This window comes from Streptomyces sp. NPDC058469, assembly GCF_042721125.1.
Lineage (GTDB): Bacteria > Actinomycetota > Actinomycetes > Streptomycetales > Streptomycetaceae > Streptomyces.
On the sequence record NZ_JBHXME010000043.1, the window covers coordinates 1 to 26093 of the forward strand.

At 69.7% G+C, this 26093-nt stretch carries 24 protein-coding genes and 1 pseudogene; 11 read left to right on the plus strand and 14 right to left on the minus strand.

Annotated elements, in window-relative coordinates; translation table 11 throughout:
• Positions 1 to 76: 76 nt before the first annotated feature.
• The 4 genes from ACFWP5_RS19980 to ACFWP5_RS19995 all read right to left on the minus strand — a co-directional run bounded on the left by ACFWP5_RS19980 (position 77) and on the right by ACFWP5_RS19995 (position 4247).
• The gene (locus ACFWP5_RS19980) at positions 77 to 859 is read right to left on the minus strand and encodes a TetR/AcrR family transcriptional regulator (RefSeq protein ID WP_384157867.1); all 783 of its coding nucleotides are present in this window, start codon (positions 857 to 859) and stop codon (positions 77 to 79) included.
• A gap of 129 nt (positions 860 to 988) precedes the next feature.
• Complete coding sequence (locus ACFWP5_RS19985) at positions 989 to 2485, minus strand: class I adenylate-forming enzyme family protein (protein ID WP_384157870.1); 1497 nt, start codon at positions 2483 to 2485, stop codon at positions 989 to 991.
• 12 nt (positions 2486 to 2497) lie between these two features.
• The gene (locus tag ACFWP5_RS19990) at positions 2498 to 2797 is read right to left on the minus strand and encodes a hypothetical protein (protein ID WP_384157873.1); all 300 of its coding nucleotides are present in this window, start codon (positions 2795 to 2797) and stop codon (positions 2498 to 2500) included.
• 229 nt (positions 2798 to 3026) lie between these two features.
• The gene (locus ACFWP5_RS19995; RefSeq protein WP_384157876.1) at positions 3027 to 4247 is read right to left on the minus strand and encodes a CaiB/BaiF CoA transferase family protein; all 1221 of its coding nucleotides are present in this window, start codon (positions 4245 to 4247) and stop codon (positions 3027 to 3029) included.
• Positions 4248 to 4529: 282 nt separating this feature from the next.
• Between ACFWP5_RS19995 and ACFWP5_RS20000 the strand changes: the two genes are divergently transcribed.
• Genes ACFWP5_RS20000 through ACFWP5_RS20025 form a run of 6 tightly spaced genes read left to right on the plus strand, consistent with a single transcriptional unit; the run spans position 4530 to position 10039 of the window.
• Positions 4530 to 4949, plus strand: coding sequence for a Zn-ribbon domain-containing OB-fold protein (locus tag ACFWP5_RS20000; protein WP_384157879.1), 420 nt, complete (start codon positions 4530 to 4532; stop codon positions 4947 to 4949).
• Between the two features lie 3 nt (positions 4950 to 4952).
• Positions 4953 to 6101: a thiolase family protein gene (locus ACFWP5_RS20005; protein WP_384157882.1), complete on the plus strand. Its 1149-nt coding sequence runs from the start codon at positions 4953 to 4955 to the stop codon at positions 6099 to 6101.
• A gap of 29 nt (positions 6102 to 6130) precedes the next feature.
• Positions 6131 to 7201, plus strand: a complete 1071-nt coding sequence (locus ACFWP5_RS20010) for a DUF2889 domain-containing protein (RefSeq protein WP_384157885.1) — start codon at positions 6131 to 6133, stop codon at positions 7199 to 7201.
• Positions 7198 to 8307 (plus strand): acyl-CoA dehydrogenase family protein, encoded by a 1110-nt coding sequence (locus ACFWP5_RS20015; protein ID WP_384157888.1) that lies wholly within the window; start codon positions 7198 to 7200, stop codon positions 8305 to 8307. Before ACFWP5_RS20010 ends, ACFWP5_RS20015 begins: the two co-directional genes overlap by 4 nt.
• A 44-nt stretch (positions 8308 to 8351) precedes the next feature.
• Positions 8352 to 9530 carry an acyl-CoA dehydrogenase family protein gene (locus ACFWP5_RS20020; protein ID WP_384157891.1) on the plus strand — a complete coding sequence of 393 codons (1179 nt, stop codon included), beginning with the start codon at positions 8352 to 8354 and terminating at the stop codon, positions 9528 to 9530.
• A 2-nt stretch (positions 9531 to 9532) separates the two neighbouring features.
• A complete protein-coding gene (locus tag ACFWP5_RS20025; protein ID WP_384157894.1) occupies positions 9533 to 10039 on the plus strand; it encodes a DoxX family protein in 507 nt (168 codons plus the stop codon).
• 79 nt (positions 10040 to 10118) lie between these two features.
• Here ACFWP5_RS20025 and ACFWP5_RS20030 read toward each other — a convergent pair whose 3' ends face one another.
• Positions 10119 to 11579 carry an NAD-dependent succinate-semialdehyde dehydrogenase gene (locus ACFWP5_RS20030; RefSeq protein WP_384157897.1) on the minus strand — a complete coding sequence of 487 codons (1461 nt, stop codon included), beginning with the start codon at positions 11577 to 11579 and terminating at the stop codon, positions 10119 to 10121.
• A gap of 183 nt (positions 11580 to 11762) precedes the next feature.
• Between ACFWP5_RS20030 and ACFWP5_RS20035 the strand changes: the two genes are divergently transcribed.
• Positions 11763 to 12155: an ArsR/SmtB family transcription factor gene (locus tag ACFWP5_RS20035; RefSeq protein WP_384157900.1), complete on the plus strand. Its 393-nt coding sequence runs from the start codon at positions 11763 to 11765 to the stop codon at positions 12153 to 12155.
• A gap of 44 nt (positions 12156 to 12199) precedes the next feature.
• On the opposite strand, the gene ACFWP5_RS20040 is transcribed toward ACFWP5_RS20035, so the two are convergent.
• Together ACFWP5_RS20040 and ACFWP5_RS20045 are read right to left on the minus strand one after the other, a co-directional pair.
• Complete coding sequence (locus tag ACFWP5_RS20040; RefSeq protein ID WP_384157903.1) at positions 12200 to 13282, minus strand: MBL fold metallo-hydrolase; 1083 nt, start codon at positions 13280 to 13282, stop codon at positions 12200 to 12202.
• 205 nt (positions 13283 to 13487) lie between these two features.
• Complete coding sequence (locus ACFWP5_RS20045) at positions 13488 to 14954, minus strand: MFS transporter (RefSeq protein ID WP_384157906.1); 1467 nt, start codon at positions 14952 to 14954, stop codon at positions 13488 to 13490.
• 489 nt (positions 14955 to 15443) lie between these two features.
• Between ACFWP5_RS20045 and ACFWP5_RS20050 the strand changes: the two genes are divergently transcribed.
• Positions 15444 to 16373 carry an acyl-CoA thioesterase gene (locus ACFWP5_RS20050; protein WP_384157909.1) on the plus strand — a complete coding sequence of 310 codons (930 nt, stop codon included), beginning with the start codon at positions 15444 to 15446 and terminating at the stop codon, positions 16371 to 16373.
• A 54-nt stretch (positions 16374 to 16427) separates the two neighbouring features.
• Here ACFWP5_RS20050 and ACFWP5_RS20055 read toward each other — a convergent pair whose 3' ends face one another.
• Complete coding sequence (locus ACFWP5_RS20055) at positions 16428 to 17219, minus strand: enoyl-CoA hydratase/isomerase family protein (protein WP_384157912.1); 792 nt, start codon at positions 17217 to 17219, stop codon at positions 16428 to 16430.
• A gap of 94 nt (positions 17220 to 17313) precedes the next feature.
• Positions 17314 to 17643, minus strand: coding sequence for a hypothetical protein (locus ACFWP5_RS20060; RefSeq protein WP_384157915.1), 330 nt, complete (start codon positions 17641 to 17643; stop codon positions 17314 to 17316).
• 283 nt (positions 17644 to 17926) lie between these two features.
• Here ACFWP5_RS20060 and ACFWP5_RS20065 point away from each other — a divergent pair, with 283 nt between their 5' ends.
• The 3 genes and pseudogenes from ACFWP5_RS20065 to ACFWP5_RS20075 all read left to right on the plus strand — a co-directional run bounded on the left by ACFWP5_RS20065 (position 17927) and on the right by ACFWP5_RS20075 (position 20035).
• Positions 17927 to 18754, plus strand: a complete 828-nt coding sequence (locus ACFWP5_RS20065; RefSeq protein ID WP_384157918.1) for an SDR family NAD(P)-dependent oxidoreductase — start codon at positions 17927 to 17929, stop codon at positions 18752 to 18754.
• Between the two features lie 46 nt (positions 18755 to 18800).
• Positions 18801 to 19166, plus strand: a pseudogene (locus tag ACFWP5_RS20070) (carbohydrate ABC transporter permease); the annotation flags it as partial.
• Positions 19163 to 20035 carry a carbohydrate ABC transporter permease gene (locus ACFWP5_RS20075; RefSeq protein WP_384157921.1) on the plus strand — a complete coding sequence of 291 codons (873 nt, stop codon included), beginning with the start codon at positions 19163 to 19165 and terminating at the stop codon, positions 20033 to 20035. The pseudogene ACFWP5_RS20070 and the gene ACFWP5_RS20075, both read left to right, overlap by 4 nt.
• Before the next feature lie 298 nt (positions 20036 to 20333).
• Here ACFWP5_RS20075 and ACFWP5_RS20080 read toward each other — a convergent pair whose 3' ends face one another.
• Genes ACFWP5_RS20080 through ACFWP5_RS20100 form a run of 5 tightly spaced genes read right to left on the minus strand, consistent with a single transcriptional unit; the run spans position 20334 to position 26083 of the window.
• Entirely contained in the window at positions 20334 to 21893 is a 1560-nt protein-coding gene (locus ACFWP5_RS20080; protein ID WP_384157924.1) for a class I adenylate-forming enzyme family protein, read from the minus strand.
• Between the two features lie 20 nt (positions 21894 to 21913).
• A complete protein-coding gene (locus tag ACFWP5_RS20085; RefSeq protein ID WP_384157927.1) occupies positions 21914 to 23062 on the minus strand; it encodes a saccharopine dehydrogenase family protein in 1149 nt (382 codons plus the stop codon).
• A gap of 53 nt (positions 23063 to 23115) precedes the next feature.
• The gene (locus ACFWP5_RS20090) at positions 23116 to 24153 is read right to left on the minus strand and encodes a dihydrodipicolinate reductase (RefSeq protein ID WP_384157930.1); all 1038 of its coding nucleotides are present in this window, start codon (positions 24151 to 24153) and stop codon (positions 23116 to 23118) included.
• 50 nt (positions 24154 to 24203) lie between these two features.
• On the minus strand, positions 24204 to 25214 hold the full coding sequence (locus tag ACFWP5_RS20095; protein WP_384157933.1) for an NADP-dependent oxidoreductase: 1011 nt from the start codon (positions 25212 to 25214) through the stop codon (positions 24204 to 24206).
• Positions 25211 to 26083 (minus strand): NAD(P)-dependent oxidoreductase, encoded by an 873-nt coding sequence (locus ACFWP5_RS20100; protein WP_384157936.1) that lies wholly within the window; start codon positions 26081 to 26083, stop codon positions 25211 to 25213. Before ACFWP5_RS20100 ends, ACFWP5_RS20095 begins: the two co-directional genes overlap by 4 nt.
• Between the last annotated feature and the right edge of the window lie 10 nt (positions 26084 to 26093).

Genomic DNA, 26093 nt, shown 5'->3' on the forward strand with positions numbered 1-26093 from the left:
CCGCTGGTGGTTTCGCAGGCGGGCTCTCCTGGCCGGCGAGGTCTCGCCGGCCAGGGTCCCGGAGCGCGCCGCCCGCTCAGCTTTCGGTCTTCTGCTTCCGGGGAGCGGCACGCTTCCGGGCAGGTTTTTCGGGCCGCTTGAGCCTGCCCCGCAGCCCGTCGATGATGAATTCGAGCCCGGCCTCGAAATCCGCGTCCGCCGCGAAGCTGACGCTCCAGTACTCCTGGGTCTGCTCCATGCCGGGGTAGGTACGTTGCTCTTCCGGGCTCTGCGAGGCCCAGATGGGATCGGAGCCGTGCCACGCGAACCGGTTCTCCTGCTCTCCGGTGCGCTCGAACAGGCGCGTCTTCTGCACGCACCCCTGGGTGTAGACGGACATGGCCATGTAGCCGCGCGCCGCCGTCGCGGGGTCGAAACCGGCGTCGAGGAGGATCGACACCTCGCGGTCGATCCGGTCGAGGAAGAGTGTCCGCGGGCGGACGGTGCTGAGCTGGTTCCGGAAGATGAGGAAGTCGCACAGCACGGGGTTGTCGTGGAAGATACGACGCATCTCCCCGAAGTAGGAGCGGCAGTGCTCGTCCCAGGGCAGCCCGGCGTAGTCGGGCAGTTGGCCGAGGAACCTCCCGGACGCCACGACGAGCATGGCGTCGAGGAGTTCCTCCTTGGAGCGGTAGTACCAGTAGAGGCTGGTCACGCCGACGCGCAGACGAGACGCGACCTTCGGCATGCTCAGGGCGTCGAGGGAGTCCTCCTCGGCCAGCGCGAAGGCGGTATCCAGGATGGCTTCGCTGCTGAGCGACCCCCGGGGCCGGCGGCCGGACTTCGTCGGGGCGTTCACCTTGTTGGTCGCGTGTGGCATACGGTAGCCCATCCCATACTGATATCGACGTCGGCTTTATAGTATGGCCTTCGTCTGACGGGCGCTCCGTTGCGTGCCCGTACCTACGAGGTCCCGGCTCCGTCTCCGGCGGCCCGGGACGCGGCACTCCTAGCGGACAGCGAAGTCGGCGACCAGGTTCCGCCTCAGCACCTTGCCGGTCGCCGTGACGGGGAGTTCTTCGATGAACCTCACCAGGTCGGGCGTTTTGGATCCGCGCAGCCGGGTCCGGACATGGGTCCGGATCTCTTCGACGGTGCACCGGTGCTCCGGCTTGACCACGACGAACGCCGCGATGCGCTGGCCCCATTCCTCGTCCGGGACGCCGACGACGGCGCAGTCGAGTACCGCCTCGTGTGTGGCTACGGCCTCCTCGATCTCGGCGGGAGCGATGTTCTCGCCGCCGCGGATGATGGTGTCGTCGGCCCGGCCCTGGACGAACAGATAACCGTCCTGGTCGAGGTAGCCGAGGTCGCGGGTGGGAAACCAGCCCCGTTCGTCGAGGCGGCTGCCGCCCTCCACGTACTCGCCGGCCACTTGCGCGCCCCGGACCACGATGTCGCCGACAACCCCAGGGGCACACGGCTCGCCATGGTCGTCCTGGACCTCGATCGTGACGTGGGGCAGGGCGCGGCCGACGGAGCCCAGTCGCAGCCGTACCTGAGGGTCGTCGCCGTCCAGCGCTTCGCGGTGGTCGTCGGGACCGAGGACGGCGATCGAGGAGGAGGTCTCCGTCAGCCCGTACGCGTTCACGAAGCCCGTCTCGGGGAACAGCCGCAGGGCGTCCGCGATGACCTTCGCGGACACCTTGGCGCCGCCGTACGACAGGGAGCGCAGGGAAGGCGGTGCGGTGGCCGCGGACTCCTGGAGCTCTCGCACGATGCGGCTGAGCATCGTCGGGACGACCATCGCGTGGGTGATGGCCTGCGTGCGGACCACCTCCAGCCACTCGGCGGCGGTGAAGTGGTCCAGATAGACGATCCTGCGCCCGGCGTACAGGTTCGACAGCAGATTCGCGACCGCGGCGATGTGGTAGGGGGGGACGCTGACCACGGTGGCGTCGGTCTCCTCGGCCGAGGCGAACTCCACCGAGCCCAGGATGTACGACGTCAGGTGGCGGTGCCGTAGGACCGCGCTCTTGGGTGCTGCCGTGGTTCCGCTCGTCATCAGCAGCACCGCGACGGCCTCCTGGCCGCCGCTGACCAGGGTCGCGTCCGGCGTGGTGGGGGCGCAGCGGTCCAGGAACCCGCCCAGGTCGAGCACCGTCAGGTGGGGAGCGAGGCGCTCCGCCCGCTCCGAGGCGTCGGTGACCACGACAGCGTCTTCCTGGCGTGCCAGGATCTCGCGCAACTGGTCGTCGCCCAGGCGGTAGTTCAGCGGTAGGAAGGGCACGTGCGCCGCCGCGGCGGAGAACAGTGCCACGGGGAAGGCGGGGCCGTTCCCCCCGAGGTATACGACGGTTCGGGCACCCGTTCCGGCGAGGAGACGGCCGCCTGTCGCCGCGCGGTCGCGCAACTGTGCTCCGGTCAGGCCGTCCTGTCGTTCGCCGACGAGGACACGGTCGCCCATTCCGGTGGCGACCATGTCGAGCAGGGTCAAGAGATCCACGGGGTCCTCCGGTCAGTCGGATGCGGGCAGCGGCTTGGCGGACTTGAGCACGAGTTCCACTCCGTCGAACGTGAGCGGCCCCGGGCCCGGCTTGACGCAGAGCAGTTCGAGCCCGGACGGCTTGTGCTCGTAGCGCTTGCCCAGCACGACCGCGGGGCCGTCGCATGACCCGGTGGCGGGCCGGCCTGCGGCGTCGCTCGTCATCTCCGCCTCGCCGCAGTACACCGCGCCTTCGAGGCCGGGTGCGCGGACCACCACGACCTCACACGTCGAGGTTGTACTGCGGAGCTGGCTGCCGACGGTCAGTGGCATGAGGTCTCTCCTTCGCCCGATAGGACCGGTGCCGTGGCACGGAGGTGGCAACGGCGGACCGAGGTTCTTGCAGTAATGTATACCGTAAGGGCTACTATAGGAAGGTCGGCGCGTCTTTCGCCGACCTTGGACGACCGTGGCCGCGCCCTTGAGGAGGGCGCGGCCACGGTCGTGCCGCGTTCACGGATCAGCCGGGGTCGGACCCGCTCCGGCATGGGCCGCCCGGCGCTCAGAGGATCGCCTTGAGCTCCTTCGCCTCGGCGATCTCGGCCCAGCTCACGCCGGCCTCGACCAGCAGCGCCTCGGTGTGTTCGCCGTACTCCGGGGCGCGTGCGGACTGCGGCCGGGTCTCGTCGAACTGCACGGGGTTGGACACCACGTGGTATTCGCGTCCGAGGTCGTCCTTGTTCGGTACGAGGTACTCGTTCGCGATCGCCTGCGGGTCGGCCAGGACCTCCTGCGGGCTGGCGATCACCGACCAGACGCCCTTCTCGTCGGCGAGTGCCTTCGTCCAGTGGTCGAGGTCCTGTGCGGCGAACGTCTCCCGGAGCAGGCGCACCGCCTCGGCGGCGTTCGCGATCAGGTTCTGAGAGGGGGTGAACCGCTCGTCGTCGGCCAGGTCCGCGCGTCCCACCCGGACGCAGAAGTCGTGCCAGAAACGGTCCGGCTGGAGGAAGACCAGCTGGATCCAGCGCCCGTCCTTGGTCTGGTACCGGTTCGTGACCGGATTCAGCGCGCTGCCGGGCGGCGGCACGGGGGTCCTGTCGACGCCAAAGAACTCGGCCGCGAGGATGTCCGGGGCCATGGTCCACATGGCCTGTGCGAGGAGCGAGACGTCGACCACGCTCGGCTCCCCGGTGCGCTCACGGTGGAACAGCGCGCCGGCGATCCCGCCCGCGAGCGACATGCCACTGGGCAGGTCACCGAATGCCGCCCCTTGGGAGAACGGGAACTCGGCCCCCGGGGGTGTGAGGGCGTAGGCGACGCCTCCGCGTGCGGTGAAACTGGAGGCGTCGTAGCCGCCCTTGTCGTTCTCGGGGCCGCGCGGGCCCTGGCCGGAGCCGCGGGCGATGATGATCTTCGGGTTCATCGCGCGGATGTCCTCGACATCGAGCCGCGCCCGGGCCCGGGGGCCGGGAAGCCAGTTCGTCAGGAACACGTCGGCCGACGCGATCAACTGGGCGAACAACTCCCGGCCCTTGTCCGATTTCAGGTCCAGGCCGATGCTTCGCTTGCCGCGGTTGGTGATCTCCATCATGTAGTCGGCGTCGACCGCGGCGTTCTCGCGCCGCAGGCCGCCGACCACCAGGCTGCGTGTGGAGTCGCCGCCGCGGGTGTCCTCGATCTTGACGACGTCGGCGCCCCAGTCGGCGAGGACCGCTCCCGCAGCGGGCACGAAGGCCCAGGAAGCGAGCTCGACGACCTTGATGCCGTTCAGGATTCCCGTCATTGGAGTCCTTCCCTCTGCGATTGCTCAGTGACCGGCCACTCGGCCGTTCGGCGGGGAGAAGCGGCTATCAGCCGAATCCACCGCCCGGAGAAGGTATTACCATAAGCATTACTGTAAGAGAATCGCCAGAGCGGCGGAGGTAGTGGGGCGCGGTCCGGGCCGGGTGTCGGGCAGGGCCCCGCAACTACATCGAAAGCATTGCGGTAAGAGTTACGGTATGTAAAACTTGCGGCCCTGTGCACTACGGCCCCGGTGGCCGCGGGTGCGATGTCGGAGGTGGCGATGACGGACAAGCAGGCTCCGGTCCCGGACCGGTACAGCGCGTTCTACTGGGAGAACGCGGCCCAGGGGCGCCTGACGGTCCAGGCGTGCGAGGAATGCGGCCATGTGCAGTTCCCGCCCAACGCGGTCTGCGAGACCTGCCAGTCGCAGTCCCTGACGGCGAAACCGGTCAGCGGCCGCGGCACCCTGTACGCGATGACGGTGGTCCGGCAGGCCTTCCACCCCGCCTGGAACGACTCCCTGCCCTACGTCATCGCCCAGGTCCAGCTCGACGACGCACCTGGCATCCGCCTCCAGACCAACATCGTCGAGGCCGACATCGCCGACCTCAAAGCCGGTGATCCGCTCGAAGCCGTCTACGAACAACGCGGGGACATCACACTGCCCCAGTTCCGCCCCGTCCAGAAGAACGGAACCTGAACCGTGGCCTTCGGAACCCGTGCCACCGCCGTCGTCGGTGTCGGCTACTCCACCATCCACCGTGAGACGGGGGTCGACTCCCGGCCGCTCGCGGTGACAGCCGCCAAGCAGGCGATCGGGGACGCCGGGCTGACGACCGCTGACATCGACGGGATCTTCGAGTACCCGGGACAGGGCACCCAGATCGCCGTCGAGATGCAGCGGATGCTCGGCATCCGCGACCTCGCGGTGTTCGGCGACAACTCGGCCTCGGGCCCCTCGGGCCTCGCGGCGGCGCAGAACGCCGTGATGGCCGTGGCGTCCGGCGCCTGCGAGACCGCCCTGGTGTTCAGGTCGGTGACCCGGGAGTGGGGCCAGCAGAGCGGCAAGGCGGAGTTCCCGCCGGCCGACGGCCCGGCCCAGTTCCTGGCACCGTACGGCGACTACGGCGCGGTCATCCCGTCCATGGGCATGCGCAAGTACCGGCGCTTCGTCGACTTCGGCGGCAGCGAGGAGGACTACGGTCACATCGCGGTCAACGCCCGCCGTTGGTCCGCCCTCAACGAGCGGGCCGTCCTGCGGACCCCGATCACCATGGACGACTACCTCTCCTCGCGCTACATCGCGGAGCCGCTGCGCCTGTTCGACTGCGACTACCCGGTCACCGGTGCCTGCGCCACGGTGATCACGTCGGCCGAGCGCGCCGCGGACCTGCGCAGGAAGCCGGTCGTCGTCGACGCGATGGCCCAGGGAACCGGCTCCCGGCCCAGCTGGAGCTTCGCCGACGACCTCGTCTTCGGCGGCACCGTCGGCTGCGGCAACCGGCTGTGGGAACGCTCGTCGGTGACACCCCAGGACGTCAAGGTGGCCGAGCTCTACGACGGCTTCACCCACATCACCATCTCCTGGGTGGAGGCCCTGGGCCTCTGCGGCATCGGCGAGTTCGGCGACTGGGTGGACGGCGGCCGGACCATCGGTCCGGGCGGCCGACTGCCGCTCAACACCAATGGCGGCCAGTTGGCCGAGGGCCGACTGCACGGTCTCAGCTTCCTCAACGAGGCGGTCCTCCAGCTGCGCGGCGAATGCGGCGACCGCCAGGTCACCGGCGCCGACGTGGCGGTCGTCGCCAACGCGCACGGACCGCAGTGCGGGGCCATGGTTCTCACCTCTTGACGGTGACCGACGAAGAAGGAGGCCGAGTCATGCCGTTCGGTTCGGAAACGGGCAGACGGACGCCGGGCTCCGCGGGCGCGCCCGACGGCCGTTCCGCGCCGGGGAGTCCGGCGCCGATCAGCCGCGGCTCGATCCGGCGCACCACCACCGTCGACGCGCGCCCCGACGGCACCTGGCGCGCGGGAACACTGGTCGACGCACGGGGCAGGGACCTCATCGCCGACGGCCGGGGACACACCCGCGAACACGCCACCCACCGGTTCCGCGCCCGGGTGGACAAGGACGGCACGTTGCGGGACACCGATGACACCACCGGCGACGCGGGCGGCAGCCGGTTGCCGGCCGAGCTGGTCGGGATCGACTCCCGTCGCGGGTTCCGCCGCGCGCTCACGGCACACTTCGGCCCGGTCGGCGGCGCCGGCCTCCAGGCCGCCCTGCTCGACGACCTGCCGGGCATGCGGATCATCTCCGGCTACGCCCAGTTGCAGCAACACGCACCCGCGCGCCCCGACGACCAGCGGCCCTCCCTAGCCATCGGGGTGTGCGTGGGCTGGGCCGCCGACGGCACCGCGGCCACCTCCGACGAGGCGCTTCCCGACATGCTCACGTCGCGTCCGCCCGCTCCCGACCTAGTCGGCGGGAACGAGCGGGTCTGGCACGCCGACCCCCCTCCGCCCCGGGCGGGGATGCGGCGGCGGCGCCTCATCGAGGTGAGCCCCGACACGGTCACCGGCGTGTACGGATACTTCCGCGACACCTACTGCCGCCCGGACGGCATCGAGGTCGTCGTCCACGAGTACGAGATCACGGCGACCGTCGCGGCCGGGGTCGGCGGCCTCCCGGTGGTGCGGGAACTGACGGCACGTCCCGGCGCCCTGCCGTTCCCGGAATGCCCGGCAGCAGCCGCAACGGCCGTGAGCCTGCACGGAGTTCCGCTGGACGAGATCGAACCGGAGGTCCGCCGGCGGCTCGTCGGCCCGCACGGCTGCACCCATCTCAACGACCTGCTGAGGACACTCCGCCTGGTCGAGCCGATGACCGCCCTCTTCCGTGCCACGCGCGGGGAACCGAACCAGCGACCGAAGGAGTCCGCGTCGTGACCGCGACAGACGAGCTGCGCCATTACCTCGACGTCCACCTGCCCGCCTTCCGCGAACAGTGGGGCGAGCAACCGGAGTTCGAGGGGAAGCTGGCCTGGCAGCGCATACTGCAGAAGGACCGCTGGGTGGCACCCCAGTGGGCCGAGGAGTTCGGCGGCCGGGGCCTGGACGTCGTGGAGGCCCTGGCCTGCAGCGAGGTCCTGGCGGAGTACGGGGCCCCCGGCACCGCAGGCATCTACGGAGTGGCCAACGTCGGCCCCACCATCGCCCAGTGGGGAACCGAGGAGCAGCGCCGCCACCTGCCCGCCATCCTCGACGGCAGCGAGATCTGGTGCCAGGGGTTCAGCGAACCCGGCACCGGTTCCGACCTGGCAGGCCTCCGGACCCGGGCCGTCCTCGACGGCGACGAGTTCGTCATCGACGGCCAGAAGATCTGGACCTCGGACGGTGTGCGCGCCTCACACATGCAACTTCTGGTGCGCACCGACCCGGACGTGCCGAAGCACAAGGGCATCTCCGCGCTGCTGATCCCGCTCGACACCCCTGGCGTGGAGCGCAATCCGATCCGGCAGATCACCGGGGAGTCCGAGTTCGCGGAGGTGTACTTCACCGGGGCGCGAGTCCCCGTCAGCAGCCTGCTGGGGCCGCTCAACCAGGGCTGGGGCGTCACCATGACCACGCTCGGCCACGAGCGCAGCGGCGTCGTGACGCATGCCTCCCAGGTCCAGCGGCAGGTGGAGGCCGTAGTGGACTCGCTGCGCTTCGACCGGACCGGGCGGGAGCTCTCCCCGTTGCTGCGCGACGAACTGGTGCGGCGCTGGGTGGAGGGCCGGGTCGTGGGCGTCCTGGGGCAGCGGTCCCTGGCGTCGATCAGGGCCACAGGCCAGCCGGGACCCGAGCAGTCGATCATCAAGCTGGAGTGGAGCCAGTTCGGGCAGCGGCTCGCGCAGACCCAGCTGGCCCTGGGCGGCCTCGGCGCGGTTGCCGGCCTGGACGACGCACTCATGACGGACTATCTGCGCGCCCGCGCCTCCACGATCGCCGGGGGCACCACCGAGGTGATGAAGAACATCCTCGCCCAGCGCGTGCTCGGTCTGCCGTCCTGACCACGCCCGGCCCCGCCGGCCGTCCCACACCTTACGGAGAACCGATGGATCATGAACTCGCCCCCGAAGTGAGTGAGCTGCGTCGCACCGTGCGGGCGTTCCTCGAACGCAAGGCGCCGGAGAGCGCCGTACGCAGGGTCGTCGACGCGGGGCTCGGCCGCGATGCCGAGGTCTGGGACCAGCTCGCGCAGCAACTCGGCCTGCACGGCCTCCTCGTCCCCGAGGCGCTCGGCGGCCAGGGCACCTCGTTCGTCGAAATGGGCGTCGTGCTGGAGGAGATGGGCCGAAGCCTGCTGCCCGGCCCCTTCTTCTCCAACGCCGTCCTTGCCGTCGGAGCGCTGACGGCGTCCGGTGACGACGACCTTGCCTCCGAGCTGCTGGCGGACATCGCAGCAGGCACGACGATCGCGACCGTCGCGTTCTCCGAAGGGCTGACCGGGCGGCCCGGCGAGTCGACGGCAGCCGCCCGGCTCACCGAAGGGACGTGGCGGCTGAACGGTCAGGTCGAGGCGGTGCTCGACGGACTGGCCGCCGATGTCCTCCTGGTCGTCGCCCCGGTCGGTGCCCAGCTCGGACTGTTCGCCGTGACGGCGGACAGCTCCGGGCTGGAGCGCACGCCGCTGTCCGGGCTCGACCTGACGCGCGAGATCGCCCGGGTCCGCTTCACGGACGTCGAGGTGCGCCGGATCGGGGGCGACTTCGCCTCGGGGCAGCGCCATGTGCTGGCGCTCGGGGCGGTCGGCATCGCCGCCGAACTCGCCGGAGCGACGCAGAAGGTGCTGGAGATGGCCGTCGACTATGCCAAACTCCGCGAGCAGTTCGGGAAGCCGATCGGGTCGTTCCAGGCCGTCAAGCACCTGTGCGCCGACATCTTCGTCACCGCCGAGTCCGCCCTCGCGGTCGCCCGGTACGCGGCCCGCGTGGCCGCGGAGGACCCGGAGGGGCTGGCGCAGGCCGCCGCGCTGGCCAAGGCGTACTCCAGCGAGGCGTGCACCCTGGCGGCGGAGCGGAACATCCAGGTCCACGGAGGCATCGGGTTCACCTGGGAGCATCCTGCCCATCTGTACCTGCGCCGGATCAAGTCGGCAGAGCTGCTGTTCGGTGACTCGGCCCACCACCGGGGAGAACTCGCCGCGCTGCTTGGCCTCACCGCAGGACCGGCGGTCGGCCGTGCGGCACGCTCCGAGGCCCGGGCCGCGTCGGCCGAGCCCGCACGGGTGTGACCATGGACGCCCAGGAAGTGGCGCTCGTCGTGGTCCGGTTGGTGCTGGGCGTCATCATGATCGCCCATGGGTACAACCACTGGCGCGGTGGCGGTCGCATCGCCGGCACCGCCCGCTGGTTCGAAGGCCTGGGACTGCGGCACGGAAAGCTCCAGGCGTGGGCCAGCGTCGTCACCGAAATCGGAGCCGGGGCAGCCATTGCGGCGGGATTCCTCACCCCCTTCGCCTGCGGCGCGGTCATCAGCGTGATGGTGATCGCCGGTCTCCTCGCACACCGGGCGAACGGCTTCTTCGTGTTCAAGGAGGGATATGAATACGTCCTGCTGATCGCCGTGGTGGCAGTCGCGCTGGCGGCACTGGGACCGGGCACCGCGTCGGTGGACCACCTGATCGGCACGGAACTGACCGGGTGGGGCGGCGGTGGCGTCGCCGTACTGCTGGGCATCTTCGGTACCGCGACGCTGCTCGCGCTGACCTGGAGGCCCGCTCGGGGCGGCGACGCACACTGACGCACCACCACGGCGCCGCCCCTCAGGGGCGGCGCCGACGTGAGTCCCGGTGTGCCGGCCGACCAGCGGAGGAACCCGATCAGAACGAGATGCCGACCAGCTTGGTGTCGAGGTACTCGTCGATTCCCTGCGGGCCGCCCTCGCGACCCAGGCCGCTCTCCTTGATCCCGCCGAACGGCGCCGCGGCACCCGTCGGGTTGATGTCATTGATGCCCACGATCCCGAACCGCAGCGCCTCCGAGACCCGCAGGGCGCGCGACAGGTCGTTGGTGTACACGTAGGCGGCGAGGCCGTACGCGGTGTCGTTCGCCATCGCGACCACCTCGTCCTCATCGTCGAACGGAATCACCGGGGCGATCGGGCCGAACGTCTCCTCGTAGTAGACATCCATGTCGGGCGAGACCCCGGTGAGCACGGTGGGGGCGAAGAACTGCCCGCCGGCCAGGCCGTCGTCGAACAGCCGCTCGCCGCCGGCGACGACCTTGGCGCCCTTGTCCAGCGCGTCGGAGACCTGGCGCTGCATCTTCGCCATCGCGGCGGCGTCGATCAGCGGTCCGACCGTGACGCCGTCGGCCAGCCCGTTGCCGGCTCGCATCGCCCGCACCCGCTCCACCAGGACATCGAGGAAGTCGTCGAGCAGCGGACGGTGGACGAAGACGCGGTTCGGGCAGATGCACGCCTGCCCGGTGTTGAGGAACTTGACCAGGCTCAGCCCTTTCGCGGCCCGTGCGGGATCCGCGTCGCCGAACACAATGAACGGCGCGTGGCCGCCCAGTTCGAGCGAGACCCGCTTCACCGTTCGAGCCGCTTTGGCGTTGAGCATCCTGCCGACGTCGGTGGACCCGGTGAACGTCAGCTTGCGCACTTCCGGGGCTGCCAGCAGGGTGTCGGCCACGGGACCCGGGTCGCTCGTGGTGACCAGATTGACCACGCCAGCCGGAACGCCGGCCTCGTGCAGCAGGCCGACGACAGCGGCGGCGCACAGCGGGGTCTGCTCGGCGGGCTTGAGTACGACTGTGCAGCCTGCGGCCAGCGCCGGCGCGACCTTGCGGGTGATCATGGATATCGGGTAGTTCCACGGTGTGATCGCGGCGACCACCCCGACCGGCTGGCGCATCGTCAGGAACCGGTGGCCGGCCCGGGACGAGGGGATCGTGGTGCCGTAGACCCGCTTCGCCTCCTCCGCGTACCAGCTCAGGAAATCCGCGGCGTAGCGCACCTCGTTGCGGGCCGCCCGGATCGGCTTGCCCTGTTCCCGGGTCATCAGCCGGGCCAGCCGCTCGGTGTCGTCGGTCATCGCGCGGTGCGCGCGCTCAAGGAAGGCTGCCCGCTCGTAGGCCGTCGCCGTCGACCAGGACGGGAACGCACGGTTCGCCGCCTCGATCGCCCGGCGGGTCTCGGCGGCGCCTGCGTCGGCGGCGCGCCCGAGCGTGGTGCCGTCGGCGGGGTTCGTCACCGCGAACTCCTCGCCCGAGTCGGCGGCACTCCACGTGCCGTCGAGATAGAGGGTGCTGGCTGAGGGCACGGCGTCGTCGGGCATCTGGAGGACCTCCGTGAGGAATGACGTGTCCGGCCGGATCAGCCGGCCAGAATGATTCGATACTTCTGCGTTTGCCGGGATGCGCGGTCCGGCACGAGAGGGGACGGCCGCCACCGGCGATTCCGGCGCTGCGCCCGGCGGTACCATGGGCCGCGGAAACGACGGAAGGGAAGGGCGGCACCCATGGCCAGGATCGCCGGAACCAGTCGGTTGCGGCAGGCCTCGGCGTCGCCGGAGCTTCGTCCCGCGGACGTCTTCAAGGCCCTGGGCGATCCGGTGCGTTGGAGTATCGTTTCGCAGGCCGCCGCGGTCGACGAACTCGCCGCCAGCACGTTGGAGGACACCCTTGAGGTGTCCAAGCCCACGATTTCCTACCACACGAAGATCCTGGTGCAGGCGGGCCTGCTCGCCGTCCGCAAGGAGGGCCGGAGCTTCTACTACACCCTGCGGGACGACGTGCTGCATGCCCTCATCGAGGACATGCGGGCGCTGACTTCCGGGCCCGGTGCCGGACAGGTTCCCGATTCGGCCACCTCCGCCGGCCACGAGTCCGACGGGGCGCTCCCGACCTGGTAGCGCAGCGCGGATCGGCACCGCGGACGCCACGGCCCCGAGGCGGCTCAGCCGAGTTCCGGCGGCGTGTCGCGGATCAGGTGCCAGGCGTCGGCGTCGACCCCCTTGTTCACGATGAACCCCGTGCGAGCCAGGTGGACGAGGTGCGCGTAGGCCTCGCCTATCGCGAAGCGGCGGGCCGTGCCCTGCATCTGCGGCCAGGGCCGGCTCCACCGCAGTCCGGCTGTGACGGCGGCCGTGTCCGCGCCGGGCTCGGCGCGGACCACGTCGATCACCTCGGCCAGGCGGTCGCCGTGATGGCGCCTCAGGTCGTGCACGCGCCGGTTCAGACCGGCGAACCGGTACTCGTGCGCCGGCAGCACCTCGGCGTCGTCGTACTCGGCCAGTAGCAGTAGCGAGGACAGGTAGTCACCCAGGACGTCGTCCTCGTCGCCCGGCAGGGGGCTGATGTTCGGGGTGATCCTCGGCAGGACGTGGTCCCCGGTGAGCATCACGTTCCGCTCCGCGTCGAAGAAGCAGACGTGCCCCGGCGTGTGGCCGGGGGTCCAGATCGCCGAGAGCGAGGACCCCGGACCCAGCGGCCGATCGCCGTCCTGGATCAGCCTGTCGGGCACCACGTCGAACCGCTCGAAAATCTCCGGACGCGGTTGTTCGGCGCTCGCCGGTTCGTCGAGGGGCATGCCCCTGCGGGCGAACCAGGTGCTCTGGGCCCGGTCGAAGGCGCCGGCGCCGGCTTCGGCGAACTCCCGCTGCGGACGCGCGTCCGCCTCGTGCATCGCGATCCACGCTCCGCTGACCTCGCGGACCCGGCGGGCCAGACCGAAATGGTCGGCGTGCCCGTGGGTGACCAGCACGGCCCGGACATCGCCGATGTCCCAGCCGGCCTCGCCGAGGCCCGCCACCAGTCCGTCCCAGGCGTCCTCGCACGGCCATCCGGTGTCGACGAGCGCGACTCCGCCGGCGTAGTCGACCGCGTAACTCAGCACATAGCGCAGCGGGTTGTTCGGAAACACCGTCGGGATCGACCACAGGCCCGGCCTGACCTGCTCCACGGGAGGCAGAACGCGGTCCAGCCAAGCCTGGCGCTGGACCTTTCCGGTGACAGTGACGCTGTCCGGCTCGTGCGGCACGCGCGACCCCTTCGCTCGGTACGCCGGACTTCAGATCGCGGAACTCGTCTGGAAGCACGCCGCACAGTTTCCTATCAACATACTTACCGTAAGGCTTTCCGTCCACGCTGCCGGAGCGCGCCCGACCTGTCTGTTGCGTCACAGCCTTCGCTGCCGTCCCGGCTGTCGGACCGGGACGGCAGCGAAGGAGCCGGGCGGGCAGGCGTCAGTCGGTCACCGCCGCGCCGCCCGTCGCCTGCGCGCGGCCGTGCCGCATGAACGCGCTCAGCACGACGGCGATCACGCCGAACACCGCGGCGCTCAGGAAGACGTAGGTGTAGCCCTTCCCGGCGTAGGCGGGGCCGGCGCCCCCCACCATGTAGAGCGCGAGCACCACGGTGGCCAGCACCGGCACGGCACCCGAGGTGAGCGCCGACGTGGTCGCCTGTAGCCCGCCGCTCACACCGGTGAGGCGCGGCGGAACGGCCTCGATGACCAGGTTCACCGTCCCCGCGTAGTAGAAGCCCGACGCGACCCCGAACAGCATCATGCTGATTGCGTACTCCCACAGGTGATCGTGCGCCAACGCGACGACCACCGACGCGACGGTCCCGATCACGGAGCACATCAGGACGACCAGTCGCGGCGAGTAGCGTCGGCACAGATAACCGCCGAGTGGTCCGCAGATCATCGTCACGACACCTGTGAACAACCCGAATAGGCCGGTGTGGAAGGACGACATGCCCATTCCGTACGACACCCCGTCGCCGGCGTGGCTCTCCAGCATCTGCGGGATCAGGAATCCGGAGGACGACGCGGGGACCGACGCGAAGAGCGCGATCAGCAGCGAGGTCCGCAGCGCCGGACTGGCCAGCAGCTTCATGTCGATCAGCGGTTCGGACAAGCGGTTCTCCAGGATGACGAACCCGACGAACGAGAGCACCGCGATCGCGAAGGGCACCAGCGTGCCGACCGACGCCCACCCCTCACTCGAACTCTGGGTGAAGCCGAACAGCACCATGCCGATGCCGAGGGTGAGCAGGAACGCGCCCCCGACGTCGATCCCGCGCTTGTTCCGGCGTCCGACGTCGGGTACGCCGAAGTACAGGACGGGTGCGAGGGCGAGCATGTAGAGGAAGCAGAACCAGAAGACGGAGTGGTAGCTGAACGAGCCCACCAGGGCACCGCTGATGATCGGCCCTATGGCGACGGCCACGCCGATCCCCGTCGCGCTCAGGCCGATCACGATGGGGACCATCCGCTTGGGCAGGTACTCGCGGAAGAACGCGTAGTTGACGCCGGGCATCGCGATGACGGAAGCCTGGAGGACCCGTGCCACCATCATCAGCGGGAACGAGGATGTCAGCGCCCCGAGGAGCGAGCCGGCGAGGAAGAGCACCGCCGCCGCCATGAAGAGCCGCTTGTAGCCGAACACGTCGGAGAGTTTTCCGGCGAGCGGCTGGAGCGCGCTGCCGACCAGGAAGGTGATGGTCACGATCCACGGCAGCTGGCCCGGGGTGAACGGCGGGATCATGTTGTGCAGGATGTTGATGAACATGACGGCGGAGAAGACCGTCGCCTCCATCATCAGCATCACCGCAACCGTGACCAGCACATAGTGCGCTGTGGATCGCTGTTTCGGCTGGGGGGGATCTTCCACGTCGGGGTGGGTCAGTTTGCCGACATCGGTCATGGCCTCTCCTTTGAGTACATGCGGTGCGGACGGTAGCGGCGGGCCGTACGGGACAGCGGATTCCGCTGAGGAGGGCCGTCTCCCCGGGGGTGGACGGTCCTCTTGGCGGGGGGTGTGGCGTGGTGTGGGCAAGCGCGGTCGGTCGCGGGGTGTTCGGGCCGGGTGGGCTGCGGTGCGACGACTCGGCAGGGGAGGGCGCGCCCGGAGGGTGAGGACAAGCTCGTTCGGCGCCGCGTGTTCGGTGAGATCACCGGCTCCGTGCAGGGATGCCGCACAGAGAGGGATCGGACATCCCTACATCATTTCGATACTTCGAGATATTTACGTCGGTGGGCACAGTATTAGCCCACGAAAGCCGGACGCGCTAGTGTCGTGCGCATTACCGCAAGGCGTCCGATAACTCCGACGAATCAGCTGGTCCCGGCTCGTGGCCTGCCGGAGGATCAGCCGGTGCGGCTGTGACGCGCGGACGACCGGAGAGGAGTTCCCATGAAGGAAACCGGATCCGCTGCACAGTTGACCGACATGGTCCACGCCCCGTCAGATCGCCCGGCGGAGCAGGCCGACGGTCATCCGCCCGACCTGGCCGGCCTGTTCGACCTGCATCGGTCGTCGCCGTCCGGCTTCCGTGCCGTCGGTACCAACATCGGCACAGCACGGCTGTTCGGCGGCCAGACCGTGGCACAAGCACTCTGCGCGGCGGGACGAACCGTCCCCGAGGAGTTCAGCGCGCACAGTGTGCACGCCCACTTCCTGCGCGTCGGCGATACCTCGGGCGCGGTCGACTACCAGGTGGAGATCGTGCGGAACGGCTCCACGTTCGCCACCCGGCGGGTCGTCGCCGTCCAGCAGGGGACGGAACTGCTCCAGCTGACCGCCTCCTTCCACCGGCCGGAGTCAGGGCTCACGCACCAGACGGCGGTGCTCGACGTACCCGACCCGGAGTCGCTGCCCACTCCGGAGGAGTCGCTCCCGGACGCCCGGGGGCGGGAGTGGTACCGAGGCATCCGAGCCCGCTTCCCCTTCGACATGCGTTTCGTCGGCGCCCCGCCGGGAGTGGCCGCCGGCACCACTGCTCCGCCGCGCCACGGCGTGTGGTTCCGGGCGCGCGATCCCCTGGGCGCCGATCCCCTCCTGCACGCCTGCACCCTCGCCTTGGCGTCGGACCTGTTCCTCCTCGCCGCGGCCCTGCCCCCGCACGGTCTGCGGATGGGCACGTCGGGGATGCTGGCGGTGAGCCTGGATCACACCGTGTGGTTCCACGACGGCGCCTTCCGCGGCGACGACTGGTTCTTCTGCGCACAGGAGGGGTCGTGGGCCGGCGGCGGCCGGGCGCTGTGCCGCAGTACGGTCTTCGACCGCCGCGGCGCCCTTGTCGCGACGGTCGCGCAGGAAGGCCTGATCCGCGTCGGTCCGTAGCCGGTCCGGCAGGCCGGGCACTGGCCCGCGTCCCGAACGGCCGGAGCAGGACCCTCAGTCGCCCATGAACAGGGGACTGCGGTGCTCCCTCTTGGCCCGGATCCCCTCGTGAATGTCCGAAGTCGCCATCGTCACCGGCTGGGCCAGCGCCTCCCACTGAAGCGACGCGGCAAGCCCGCCTGCCGACTGCTCAAGCCCGGCCTTCGTCAGCCGGGTCGCGATCGGCGCGGCGCTCGCGATGCGCCGGGCCACCTCGAGGGAGCGGGCCAGGGCGTCGTCCGCCACCTCGGTGACCAGCCCCCACGCGGCGGCCTCGTCGGCCCGCAGTTCGCGCCCCGTGTAGAGGAGGTCGCGTGCGCGCGGCACGCCGACCGCCTCCTGGAGCAGCCAGGTCGCGGCCATACCACCATGGGTTCCCAGGTAGACGAACGGAGTGCTGAACCTGGCGGAGGTGCTTGCGTACCGTAGGTCGCACGCCAGGGCCAGGCACAGCCCGGCCCCGACGGCGGGCCCGTTGACCGCGGCGATCACGGGGAAGGGCAGTTCCCTGGGCGCGAGCCAGGTCCGGTAGAACGGCAGCATCCGCTGCCTCATCCGGTCCGGCGTGTTGTCCCGCGCCGCTCCCTGGTCGAGCCAGGAGAGATCGGCGCCCGAGCAGAACGAACTCCCGGCTCCGGTGACCACGAGCACCCGCACACCATCGTCCTCGGTGACCGCGGCCAGTGCGGCCGACCAGGCCGCAGTCACCTCGGCGGTCATGGCGTTCCGCACGTCTGGGCGGTTGAGCGTGATCAGCCGTACGCCTGGCGCCGGCTCTTCCAGAAGCACGGCGTCGTTCGAGCTCATCTCGACTCTGCTTTCTCGCGGTTGTGTCCCGCAGGTGGACGCGTCGCTGTCCGGGGAGGCGGGTCCACCGGCCCGGCTGCGGTGCCGCGCCCGCTCAGGCGCTCCGCGCCGACTCGTACAAGGTCATCACTGGAGGTCGGCTGTCCATCGCCGGCGACATGTCGAGCTTACCGGCGGCCGCCGCCTCCCCGATGGCACCCAGCACAGCGCCCGGGTCCTCGGCCTCGATCTCGTACAGGGCCAGGTGGCGGTACTCGGTGGGCGGACCGGCCGGGGAGGTCGTGAAGCGGGTGGCCCTCACGATGCCCGGTACACGCTCCAGCAACTGCGGGATGTGCACTTGCTCGTACCAGGTGTCGAACGCGGCTTCGTGTTCGGGGCCGGCGGCGTTGGTGTGGACGAGCAGGATGGCTTTGCGTGTCACCGTTGCATCCTTTGATGGACATCAATGTATCGACGCAAATCTAAAGGGGGCCTGCTGTCTCGTCAATGAACCCCTGGTTCCCGCGAGCACGGGCGACGCGGTGGACGACGTATGCGGGGCGTTCGGTGGAGGGGGTGCAGCGGGCTCTCCGGGAGCCCGACAGATTCTCGGACACCTGTTCCCAGGTGTGGCGTACCGGGGAAAGCAGGGCCTTCCTCGGCGTTCCGGGCCTGTGCAAGATCGAGTCGATGGTGCTCGACACCTGTTCAGGGAGGAAAGGGTCATGACGACGGAGTACACGGACCGGCCCGCCGCGCACGGAGTGAGCGGACACACGCAGTCGTCGGACGGACCTGCGCGCCTCTTCCGCCTCGACGGCCGGCGGGCCGTGGTGATCGGCGCGGGCAGTGGCATCGGTGCCGCCTGCGCCCAGGCCCTTGCCGCACATGGCGCCGCCGTGGTCTGCGCCGACCTCGACCTCGCCGCGGCCACCGGCACCGCCACCGCGATCGGCGCCGAACCCTACCGGCTGGATCTCCTCGACCGCGAGGCCGTGCGTGCGGCTCCCGCCGCGCTGGGTGAGGTCGATGTGCTGGTCTTCACCCCGGCGACGAACGTCCGCAGACGGCTGGTCGACTACTCCGACGCCGAGTTCGACCGCATCGTCGACCTCAACCTGCGGGCGCCGTTCGACCTCCTGCGCGCCTTCGGAAGGCCCATGGGCGCACGCGGCCGCGGCTCGATCATCGGCGTCTCCTCGATCCGCGCCGTCACCGTCGAGTCCGCCCAGGGCATCTACTCCGCGACGAAGGCCGGCCTCGTCGCCCTGCTTCGTACGACCGCCGCGGAGCTGGGTCCGCTGGGCGTGCGCGTGAACGCGCTCGCCCCCGGGGTCGTCGAGTCGCCGATGACGACCTGGGCCCAGTCCGATTCCGTGCGGTACGACGCCTACGCCGCGAAGACCGCGCTCGGCCGCTGGGCCCAGTCCGAGGAGATGGCAGGTGCCGTGGTGTTCCTGGCCTCCGACGCGGCGAGCTACGTGACCGGGAGCATGCTCACCGTCGACGGCGGGTGGACGGCCGTCGACGGCCGCTATGAACCGCCCGAGTGAACACCCGGCCCCCTTGGCGGCCTGCCCGGGCCGCCCGGGCCGTCACATCATGTTCGCCGCCCTGCAGTCGGTGTCGCCCACGCTGTACGAGGCGGCGGCCGTGGACGGCGCCGGCGCGTTCCGGGTCGCCTGGTACATCAAGATCCCCGCGATCCGGCCGGCCCTGCTGCTCAGCGTGATCTTCTCGGTGATCGGCACCTTCCAGCTCTTCAACGAGCCCAAGCTGCTGTCCGCGCTCGCGCCGCAGGCCATCAGCACCTCGTACACCCCGAACATGTACGCGTACACGCTGGTGTTCACCAACCAGGAAGTGAACTACTCCTCGGCCGTCTCCTTCCTGCTCGGCGCGGTGATCGTGGTCGTCTCCTACGCCGTGCAGCTCGCGTCCCAACGGAAGGCCCGCCGGTCATGACGAGCAACACCACTCCCGCTTCCGCGTCCTCCTCGACGCCCCGCCGCAGCAATGTCCTCACCCTGGTGATGCTGGCCTGTCTGGTGTACTTCCTGCTGCCGCTGTTCTGGCTCGTGGTCTCCGCCACCAAGGACAACGGGTCCCTCTTCTCCACGTTCGGGCTCTGGTTCGGCGGCGGCTTCCACCTGTTCGGCAACCTCCACGACGTCTTCACCTACGACGGCGGCATCTACGGCCGGTGGCTGCTCAACACCGCGCTCTACGCCGGGATCAGCTCCGTGGGCTCGGCCTTCCTGTCGGCGCTGGGCGGCTACGCCTTCGCCAAGTTCCGCTTCCCGGGCCGCGCTCTGCTCTTCTCCATCGTGCTGGGCTCGATCATGGTGCTGACCATCCCGACGTATCTGCTGTTCAGCAAGATCGGCCTGGTCAACACCCCGCTCGCGGTGATCATCCCAATGCTGCTGAGCCCCTTCGGCATCTACCTGATGCGGGTGTACGCGGACGGGGCGGTGCCCGACACCCTCCTCGACGCCGCACGGATGGACGGCGCCGGGGCCCTGCGTACCTTCTGGCAGGTGGGGTTCCGGCTGATGCTGCCGGGATTCGTCACGGTCCTGCTCTTCCAGCTCGTCGCCAGCTGGAACAACTACTTCCTGCCGCTGATCATGCTCAACAACCCGAAGCTGTACCCGGTGACCATCGGACTCGCCCAATGGCAGTCCCAGGCAAGCGGGTTGGGCGGCGCCCACGCCCTCTTCTCGATCGTCGTCACCGGTTCCCTCGTCTCGGTCCTCCCCCTGGTCGCGGCGTTCCTCCTTCTGCAGCGCTACTGGCAGAGCGGGCTGGCCACCGGCGCCGTCAAGGACTGAGCGAGGAGGCGACGGCCCGGGAGTTCTTGAGCCGGTTGACGGTGTTTCGCTGCCGAAGCCGACGGGCCGGCCGCCCCTGCCGTCACGTCGTTTGCGGTGGGCCCGCTGGTCCTTCGGCTCCATCAACCAGCGTGTACGCGTACGTCTTCTGCGTGTCCGACCCTTTGAACCGCCTGCCGTCGCCCGGCCGATCAGCGTGCCATTCGATTCATCGCCCCCGGCATGTTGATCAGCCAGCGGTCGTCAACTGGTGTGGCAGTAGCCGGTTGAGGAGACAAAATGTCGTATCTTCGCGCGCTCACCGCACGTCGGGCGCCCCCGAGGCGGCATCCAGGGGGAACCGTCGCGCGACCTCGCGGCGGTCGACTTTTCCCGAGGCGGTCAGGGGCAGCTTGGCGTAGATCACCCACCGCTCGGGGACCGCGTAGTCGGGCAGGCGCTCCGCGAGGTGGTCACGGGCGGCGCGCTCGTCGAACCCGGTGCCCGGGCGGGGCTCGACGGCTGCGGCAACCCGCTGCTGGAGGACCGGGTCCTCGATGCCGAACACGACGACCTGACCGACATCGGGGCGCTGTGCGATGCACGACTCGACGAAGGACGGCAGGATCTTCTCCCCACCGCGGTTGATGACGTCGTCGATCCGTCCAGTGAGCCAGAGGAGGCCCTCGTCGTCGAGGTAGCCGAGGTCTCCCGTCCGGAGCCACTGTCCGCGGAACTTCTGCTCGGTCAGCTCGGGCTGGCGCCAGTAGCCGGTCATCCGGGTGGGGCCGGCCACCCACACCTCGCCGGTCCGGCCCGGTGCCTGAGCGCGCCCCTCGTCGTCCACGACCTTGAGCTGTACGCGCGGCGCCGGCACCCCCACCGACTCGCCCTTGGCCGCCACCAGTTCATGGGGCAGGAAACTGACGATCGAGGTGAACTCACTCAGCCCATAGGCGTGGGTCAGACGCAAGTGCGGCCAGCGGTCGAGGAGTTCGTCGATCCATGCCGCGGGCATCGGGCTGCCGCCGAAGAACAGCTTCGAGGCGGGGCCGTAGATGTGCTCGGCCTCGTCGGACATCATGAGCAGCCGCAGAATGCTCGGGACCGCGGCGAGGAAGGTGACCGGTCGCTCCCGCAGTTCGGCGATCGCGTCGGCCGTACGGTACTTCGTCAGCAGGTGGGTGCAGCCGCCCGCAACGAGCATGTGGCCGAACTGGTCGTTGAATCCAGTGTTGTGGAATATCGGTACGAGGACCAGCGTGCTGTCGTCCCGGGTGCTCCCATGGAACTCGGCGACCGCGAGGGCTCCCTTGTACAGGGCCTCGTGGCTGATCATGGCACCCTTAGGGACGCCCGTGGTGCCTGAGGTGAAGCTGATGAGGGCGAGGTCCTCGGAGGCGACGGGAGGGTCGGCGGGGCCGGGAAGGAGTCCGCTCTCCCGGGACCACCGGAGCAGGTCGCCGAGTTCGATCACTTCGCGGCCCGACCGCGCACTGCCCCGTGCCAGGTCCGCGTGGGCGGGGTCGTACAGGACGGCCTTCGCCTCGATCAGATCGCACTGGTCGCTCAACTGCTCAGGATTGAGACGGTTGTTGGCCGGGGCCACCACGACACCCAGGCGCAGGCACGCGAGGTACACCACGGCCCAGGCCACGCTGTTCAAGCCGATGAGGACAACCCGGTCGCCCTTGCCCACGCCGCGCGCCGCGAGGGCCAAGGTGACGCGGTCGACGCTCGCGTCCAGTTCGGCGTAGGTGAGCAGCTCGGCACCGTGACGCAGGGCCACGCTGCCCGGGGTCTCGCGCGCCCAGCTTCGCAGGGCCGCGGGCAGGGTCCGCACCGGCTCGCTCCGAATCTCTGTCTGGATGGATGGCATGGATGGCGGCACCCTCTGAACTAGGCCGCGGGCCTGGGCTGCATGCGCGTGATGCGCGCGCCCTCGCCGGCCAGCGACACAAGGATCTCTTCGTACAGCGGGAGCGCCACGTCCCAGCGGAGTTCCTCGGGTCCCCAAGCGCCTGCCCGGGCACCGTGGTCCATGAGTACGACCGCCGCCACCGCGGCGCCCAGGCCGGTGGTCCGCGACATCGGGGCGTCGTCGGTGATCACGAGGGAGTCGAGGACCTCCTGGCCGGCCAGAGCCTGGACGAGGACCGCCGACGAGGCGCTCGGCTGCTTCGCGGGCTTGCGGTTGTAGCGGGCCCACATCAGGTTCCACAGAAACTCGGCGGGCTCCACCTGCGCGCCGTCGACGTCGACCCGCACATCGGTGTAACCGAAGCCGATCCGGCCGAGCGTGGAGAAGGCGCCATTGGCCCAGTCGGGCCGCAGCGTGCCCTTGCAGCTCGCGTACGTCAGCTGCGGGTAGTGCCGCGACAGCGTGACCGGTTCGGGGTGCGCGGTGTCGTAGGCCTCGATCACGCCGTGCGGCTCGGGGAATCCGTAGGACGCGGCGGTCGAAGGCACGAACCCGGGCGACTGCTCCCACTTCCCGTCCCGCCAGACCGGACAGGTGCTCACGGCCATGTGCAGCATGTGCCGCAGCGGGGCCAGACCGCCGGGATCGCTCTCGTGGACGAGCCAGACGACCTGGACGCCGTCGGCGGTGGGGTGGGCGTCCAACAGACGGCTGGCCATCCAGTTGGAGACGCCGGGAGACAGGCCGGCCCCGGTGATGAGAGGGACGTCCGCCTTCTTCGCCTCGGCGTCCAGGGCCAGAATGGCCTCGGTCCCTTCGACGTCGTCGCAGATGTCGACGTACGCGGCTCCCGCGGCCAGGGCGGCGCGCGCGACGGCGTCGGAGCCGGCGAAGAAGGGGCCCGTGAGGTTGACGACGGCGTCGACGTCCGTCAGGTCCACCTCGCCCTTCGACACATCGGCGAGTCGCCCGGTCACTCGTTCCGGGGCCAGCGACTCCGCGTGCTTCACCGCCTCCTCCGACCGGTCCAGCGCGACGAACCTTGCGTCGGGCAGCTGGTCGAGCAGGATGCCCAGGGCGCTGCGGCCCATCTGCCCCAGCCCGACCACGGCGATGGTGCGCGTCATGTCTGTCTCCTCATGGGTGAGTTCGTGTCGGAACGGTCCAAGCCGCTTGCGGGTCAGGCGAGGGTGCCGGGGGTGACGTAGTGGTGCATCGGCAGGGCCCGGTAGCGGAGCGGGGGCAGCTGGTCGGGGGTCACGAAGCCGGCGGGAGCGTTGATGACGTCCGGGATCCGGTTCACCCACTGCGTACAGGTGGTTGTGTAACTGGGGACGTTCCCGTTGTCGAGGTACAGGTCGGGCTCGCCCTTGACGACCCACTTGTTCATGTCGCTCTCGCCTTCCCGGAAGACGTAGCCCGACATCTCGAAAGTGAAGGTGGGCCCTTCCACAGTGCTCATCACGTCGATATCCGAGTAGCCGATCACCGTTCCCTTGGAGAGGGTGACGCCGATGCTGTTCGAGTACCGGTCCTCGTCCGCGACGACCGGGCTCACCTCGGTCTTCCATTCCTTCGGGGTCAGGCCGGTGGCCTGAGCCAGCGCCGAGAGCAGATTGCCGCCGAAGGTCGGCGGGCGGTGCTCGGAGTGAATGGACTCCTGGAACTGCTCCAGGGTCTCGCCTACGTGCTTGCTCTGGATGATTTCCGCGCCGTATTCATCGGCGTTCCACGTCGCCTTGCCGTAGACGGAGTCGATGCGGTGCGCGGTGCCCAGCAGTGCGCTGACCTGGTGGAGCCAGAAGGAGTCCTGATGGCCGGAGCCGGTGATCGTCACGCCGTTCTTCTTCGCCAGCGCGTCCAGCTCGGCGGCGATGCCGGGCGAGGAGGACCAGGGGTAGAGGGATTCCTCGGAGATCGTCACCACATTCGCGCCACTGCGGACGCACAACGCCAACTGGTCCTTGATCTCCGGCAGGAAGCTCTGCGTCGCATGCAGGACGACATCCGGCCTGCGGGTGGCCAGTACCTGCTCGGCATCCGCCTCGATCGGAACATTGAGCCGTCCGATTCCGGCGAACTCCCCGAGGTCGCGGCCGACCTTACTGGGATTTCGTGCGATGGCGCCCACGATCTCGACGCCCTTTTCGGTCATGAGCCTGGTGGCCACGGCACCCATGGCGCCGGCACCGTACACGACTGCTCGAATTCTCCGCATGCCGAACTCCTTTGGAATGCCTGCGATTTGGGGTGGAGGAAGAGCGTGATTCAGGGCGCCAGGCGCACGAGCATCTTTCCGAGGTTGGCGCCGCGGAAGACGTCGAGTAGTGCGTCCACCGCGTGGTCGAGGCCGTCCACGTAGGTCTCGTGATAGGTCAGCCGGCCGTTCGCCAGCCATTCGGCGGCCAGTGCCTGGTATTCCTCGGCGAGGTCGTCGTTGTCGTACACGATGAATCCCTGGAGCTTCAGCCGCCGCACGATGGCGAGCCCCAGATTGCGGGGCCCGTGGATCGCGCTGTCGTCGTTGTACGACGCGATGGAGCCGCACAACGCGAGCCGGCCGAAGTCCCGCATGTGGGTGAGCGCGCCTTCGAGGTGCTCGCCGCCGACGTTGTCGAAGTAGACGTCGATGCCGTCCGGGGCGTGCTTGGCGAGCTGCTCGGCGACCGGTCCGTCGCGGTAGTCGAAGGCGGCGTCGAAGCCGAGTTCGTCGAGGAGGTAGCGGACCTTCTCCGGTGAGCCCGCCGAGCCGATCACCTTGGCGGCGCCGAGGTTCTGGGCGATCTGGCCGACGGCGCTGCCCACGGCACCCGCGGCTCCGGAGACGAAGACGATGTCGCCGGGCTCCAGTTCGGCGCTGCGTACCAGGCCCGTATAGGCGGTGAGGCCGGTCATGCCCAGCACACCGAGGTACGCCGACGCCGGGGCGCGGCCGGTGTCGATCACCTTGGCGCGGGCGGCGTCGACCACGGCGTGCTCGCGCCAGCCGTGGTCGTGGACGACTGTGTCGCCCACTGTGAACGAGTCGTCACAGGACTTGATCACCTCGCCGACGGCCCCGCCTTCGAGTGGCGCGCCGACCGCGAAGGGTGGGATGTAGGACTTGCCGTCGTTCATCCGGCCCCGCATGTACGGGTCCACCGACATGACCGTGTTGCGGACGAGGACCTGCCCCGGGCCCGGCTCGCCGATCTCGGTCTCGACCAGCCGGAAATCGTCGTGGGCCGGCCAGCCGGCCGGGCGGGAGGCCAGATGAATCTCACGCGTCACAAGCGTCATGCGGACCTCCCCAGGACCTCGTGGGTGGCGGCCAGTGACTTGTCACCGAGCCCGGCGGCCTGCGCCGCCCTGAGGTTCGCCAGGAATCCGGCGCTGATGTGCGCGGGCTGGCCGATGGCACGGATGGTGTCGGTGATCAGGTCCACCGCGGCTTCGTAGGTGTCGATGGTGGCCTGATCGGTCTCGTACTCACCGGAGGTGATCTGCCGCGCGCCCTCCGGGATCTCCGTGCGGAGCAGATCGAGGAACCGCAGGGCGTGGACGGCGAGCCGGTCCGCCGGAACCCCGTGGTGGGAGGCGTAGGCGCTCGCCTCGTAGAAGGCACCGAGGGCGGTGCAGAGGAACCCGCCCGTGGCGGCGGTGTCGATGACATTCGCCTCGTGGATGGCCTCCGAGGTGTGGACCGTTCCTGAACCCAGCGCGGAGAGCACGTCCTGGCAGGTGTGCCAGGTGGCCTCGGGGCCGGAGACCAGGATGTCCGCCGTACCGCCGACGTCCTTGGGGTACGCCAGAACCGCTCCGTCCAGGTAGGTCATGGCCGTCGACGCGAAGGTCTTCTCCATGTCCGTAGCGGCGGATGCGTCCCCGGTGGTGAGGTTGAGGAACACCGACCCGGAGGCTGCGCACCCCGGGGCCATCGACGTGACGACTTCCCCGACCGCCCGGTAGTCGGACAGCACGGCGACCGTCACTTCTCCCCAGGCAACGGCCTCACTCGGCGTCCATACGGTCCGGGCACCGTAGTTCGCGAGTGCCACGCACTTGGCCGGAGTGCGATTCCATACGGCCACTTCATGTCCGGCATCGATGAAGGCCTTCGCCACCGCGGACCCCATGAGGCCCATGCCGAGAACACTGACGCGCGTCATGTCGGAAATT

Bases quoted from the DNA above. Each gene is read 5' to 3' on its own strand.
- ACFWP5_RS20075 (WP_384157921.1), top strand. From the start codon at position 19,163: ATGACGAGCAACACCACTCCCGCTTCCGCGTCCTCCTCGACGCCCCGC.
- ACFWP5_RS20020 (WP_384157891.1), top strand. From the start codon at position 8,352: ATGGATCATGAACTCGCCCCCGAAGTGAGTGAGCTGCGTCGCACCGTG.
- ACFWP5_RS19980 (WP_384157867.1), bottom strand. From the start codon at position 859: ATGCCACACGCGACCAACAAGGTGAACGCCCCGACGAAGTCCGGCCGC.
- ACFWP5_RS20010 (WP_384157885.1), top strand. From the start codon at position 6,131: ATGCCGTTCGGTTCGGAAACGGGCAGACGGACGCCGGGCTCCGCGGGC.
- ACFWP5_RS20085 (WP_384157927.1), bottom strand. From the start codon at position 23,062: ATGACGCGCACCATCGCCGTGGTCGGGCTGGGGCAGATGGGCCGCAGC.
- ACFWP5_RS20095 (WP_384157933.1), bottom strand. From the start codon at position 25,214: ATGACGCTTGTGACGCGTGAGATTCATCTGGCCTCCCGCCCGGCCGGC.
- ACFWP5_RS20050 (WP_384157909.1), top strand. From the start codon at position 15,444: ATGAAGGAAACCGGATCCGCTGCACAGTTGACCGACATGGTCCACGCC.
- ACFWP5_RS20045 (WP_384157906.1), bottom strand. From the start codon at position 14,954: ATGACCGATGTCGGCAAACTGACCCACCCCGACGTGGAAGATCCCCCC.
- ACFWP5_RS20065 (WP_384157918.1), top strand. From the start codon at position 17,927: ATGACGACGGAGTACACGGACCGGCCCGCCGCGCACGGAGTGAGCGGA.
- ACFWP5_RS20035 (WP_384157900.1), top strand. From the start codon at position 11,763: ATGGCCAGGATCGCCGGAACCAGTCGGTTGCGGCAGGCCTCGGCGTCG.
- ACFWP5_RS19995 (WP_384157876.1), bottom strand. From the start codon at position 4,247: ATGACGGGAATCCTGAACGGCATCAAGGTCGTCGAGCTCGCTTCCTGG.
- ACFWP5_RS20025 (WP_384157894.1), top strand. From the start codon at position 9,533: ATGGACGCCCAGGAAGTGGCGCTCGTCGTGGTCCGGTTGGTGCTGGGC.
- ACFWP5_RS20100 (WP_384157936.1), bottom strand. From the start codon at position 26,083: ATGACGCGCGTCAGTGTTCTCGGCATGGGCCTCATGGGGTCCGCGGTG.
- ACFWP5_RS19990 (WP_384157873.1), bottom strand. From the start codon at position 2,797: ATGCCACTGACCGTCGGCAGCCAGCTCCGCAGTACAACCTCGACGTGT.
- ACFWP5_RS20080 (WP_384157924.1), bottom strand. From the start codon at position 21,893: ATGCCATCCATCCAGACAGAGATTCGGAGCGAGCCGGTGCGGACCCTG.
- ACFWP5_RS20090 (WP_384157930.1), bottom strand. From the start codon at position 24,153: ATGCGGAGAATTCGAGCAGTCGTGTACGGTGCCGGCGCCATGGGTGCC.
- ACFWP5_RS20055 (WP_384157912.1), bottom strand. From the start codon at position 17,219: ATGAGCTCGAACGACGCCGTGCTTCTGGAAGAGCCGGCGCCAGGCGTA.
- ACFWP5_RS20030 (WP_384157897.1), bottom strand. From the start codon at position 11,579: ATGCCCGACGACGCCGTGCCCTCAGCCAGCACCCTCTATCTCGACGGC.
- ACFWP5_RS20000 (WP_384157879.1), top strand. From the start codon at position 4,530: ATGACGGACAAGCAGGCTCCGGTCCCGGACCGGTACAGCGCGTTCTAC.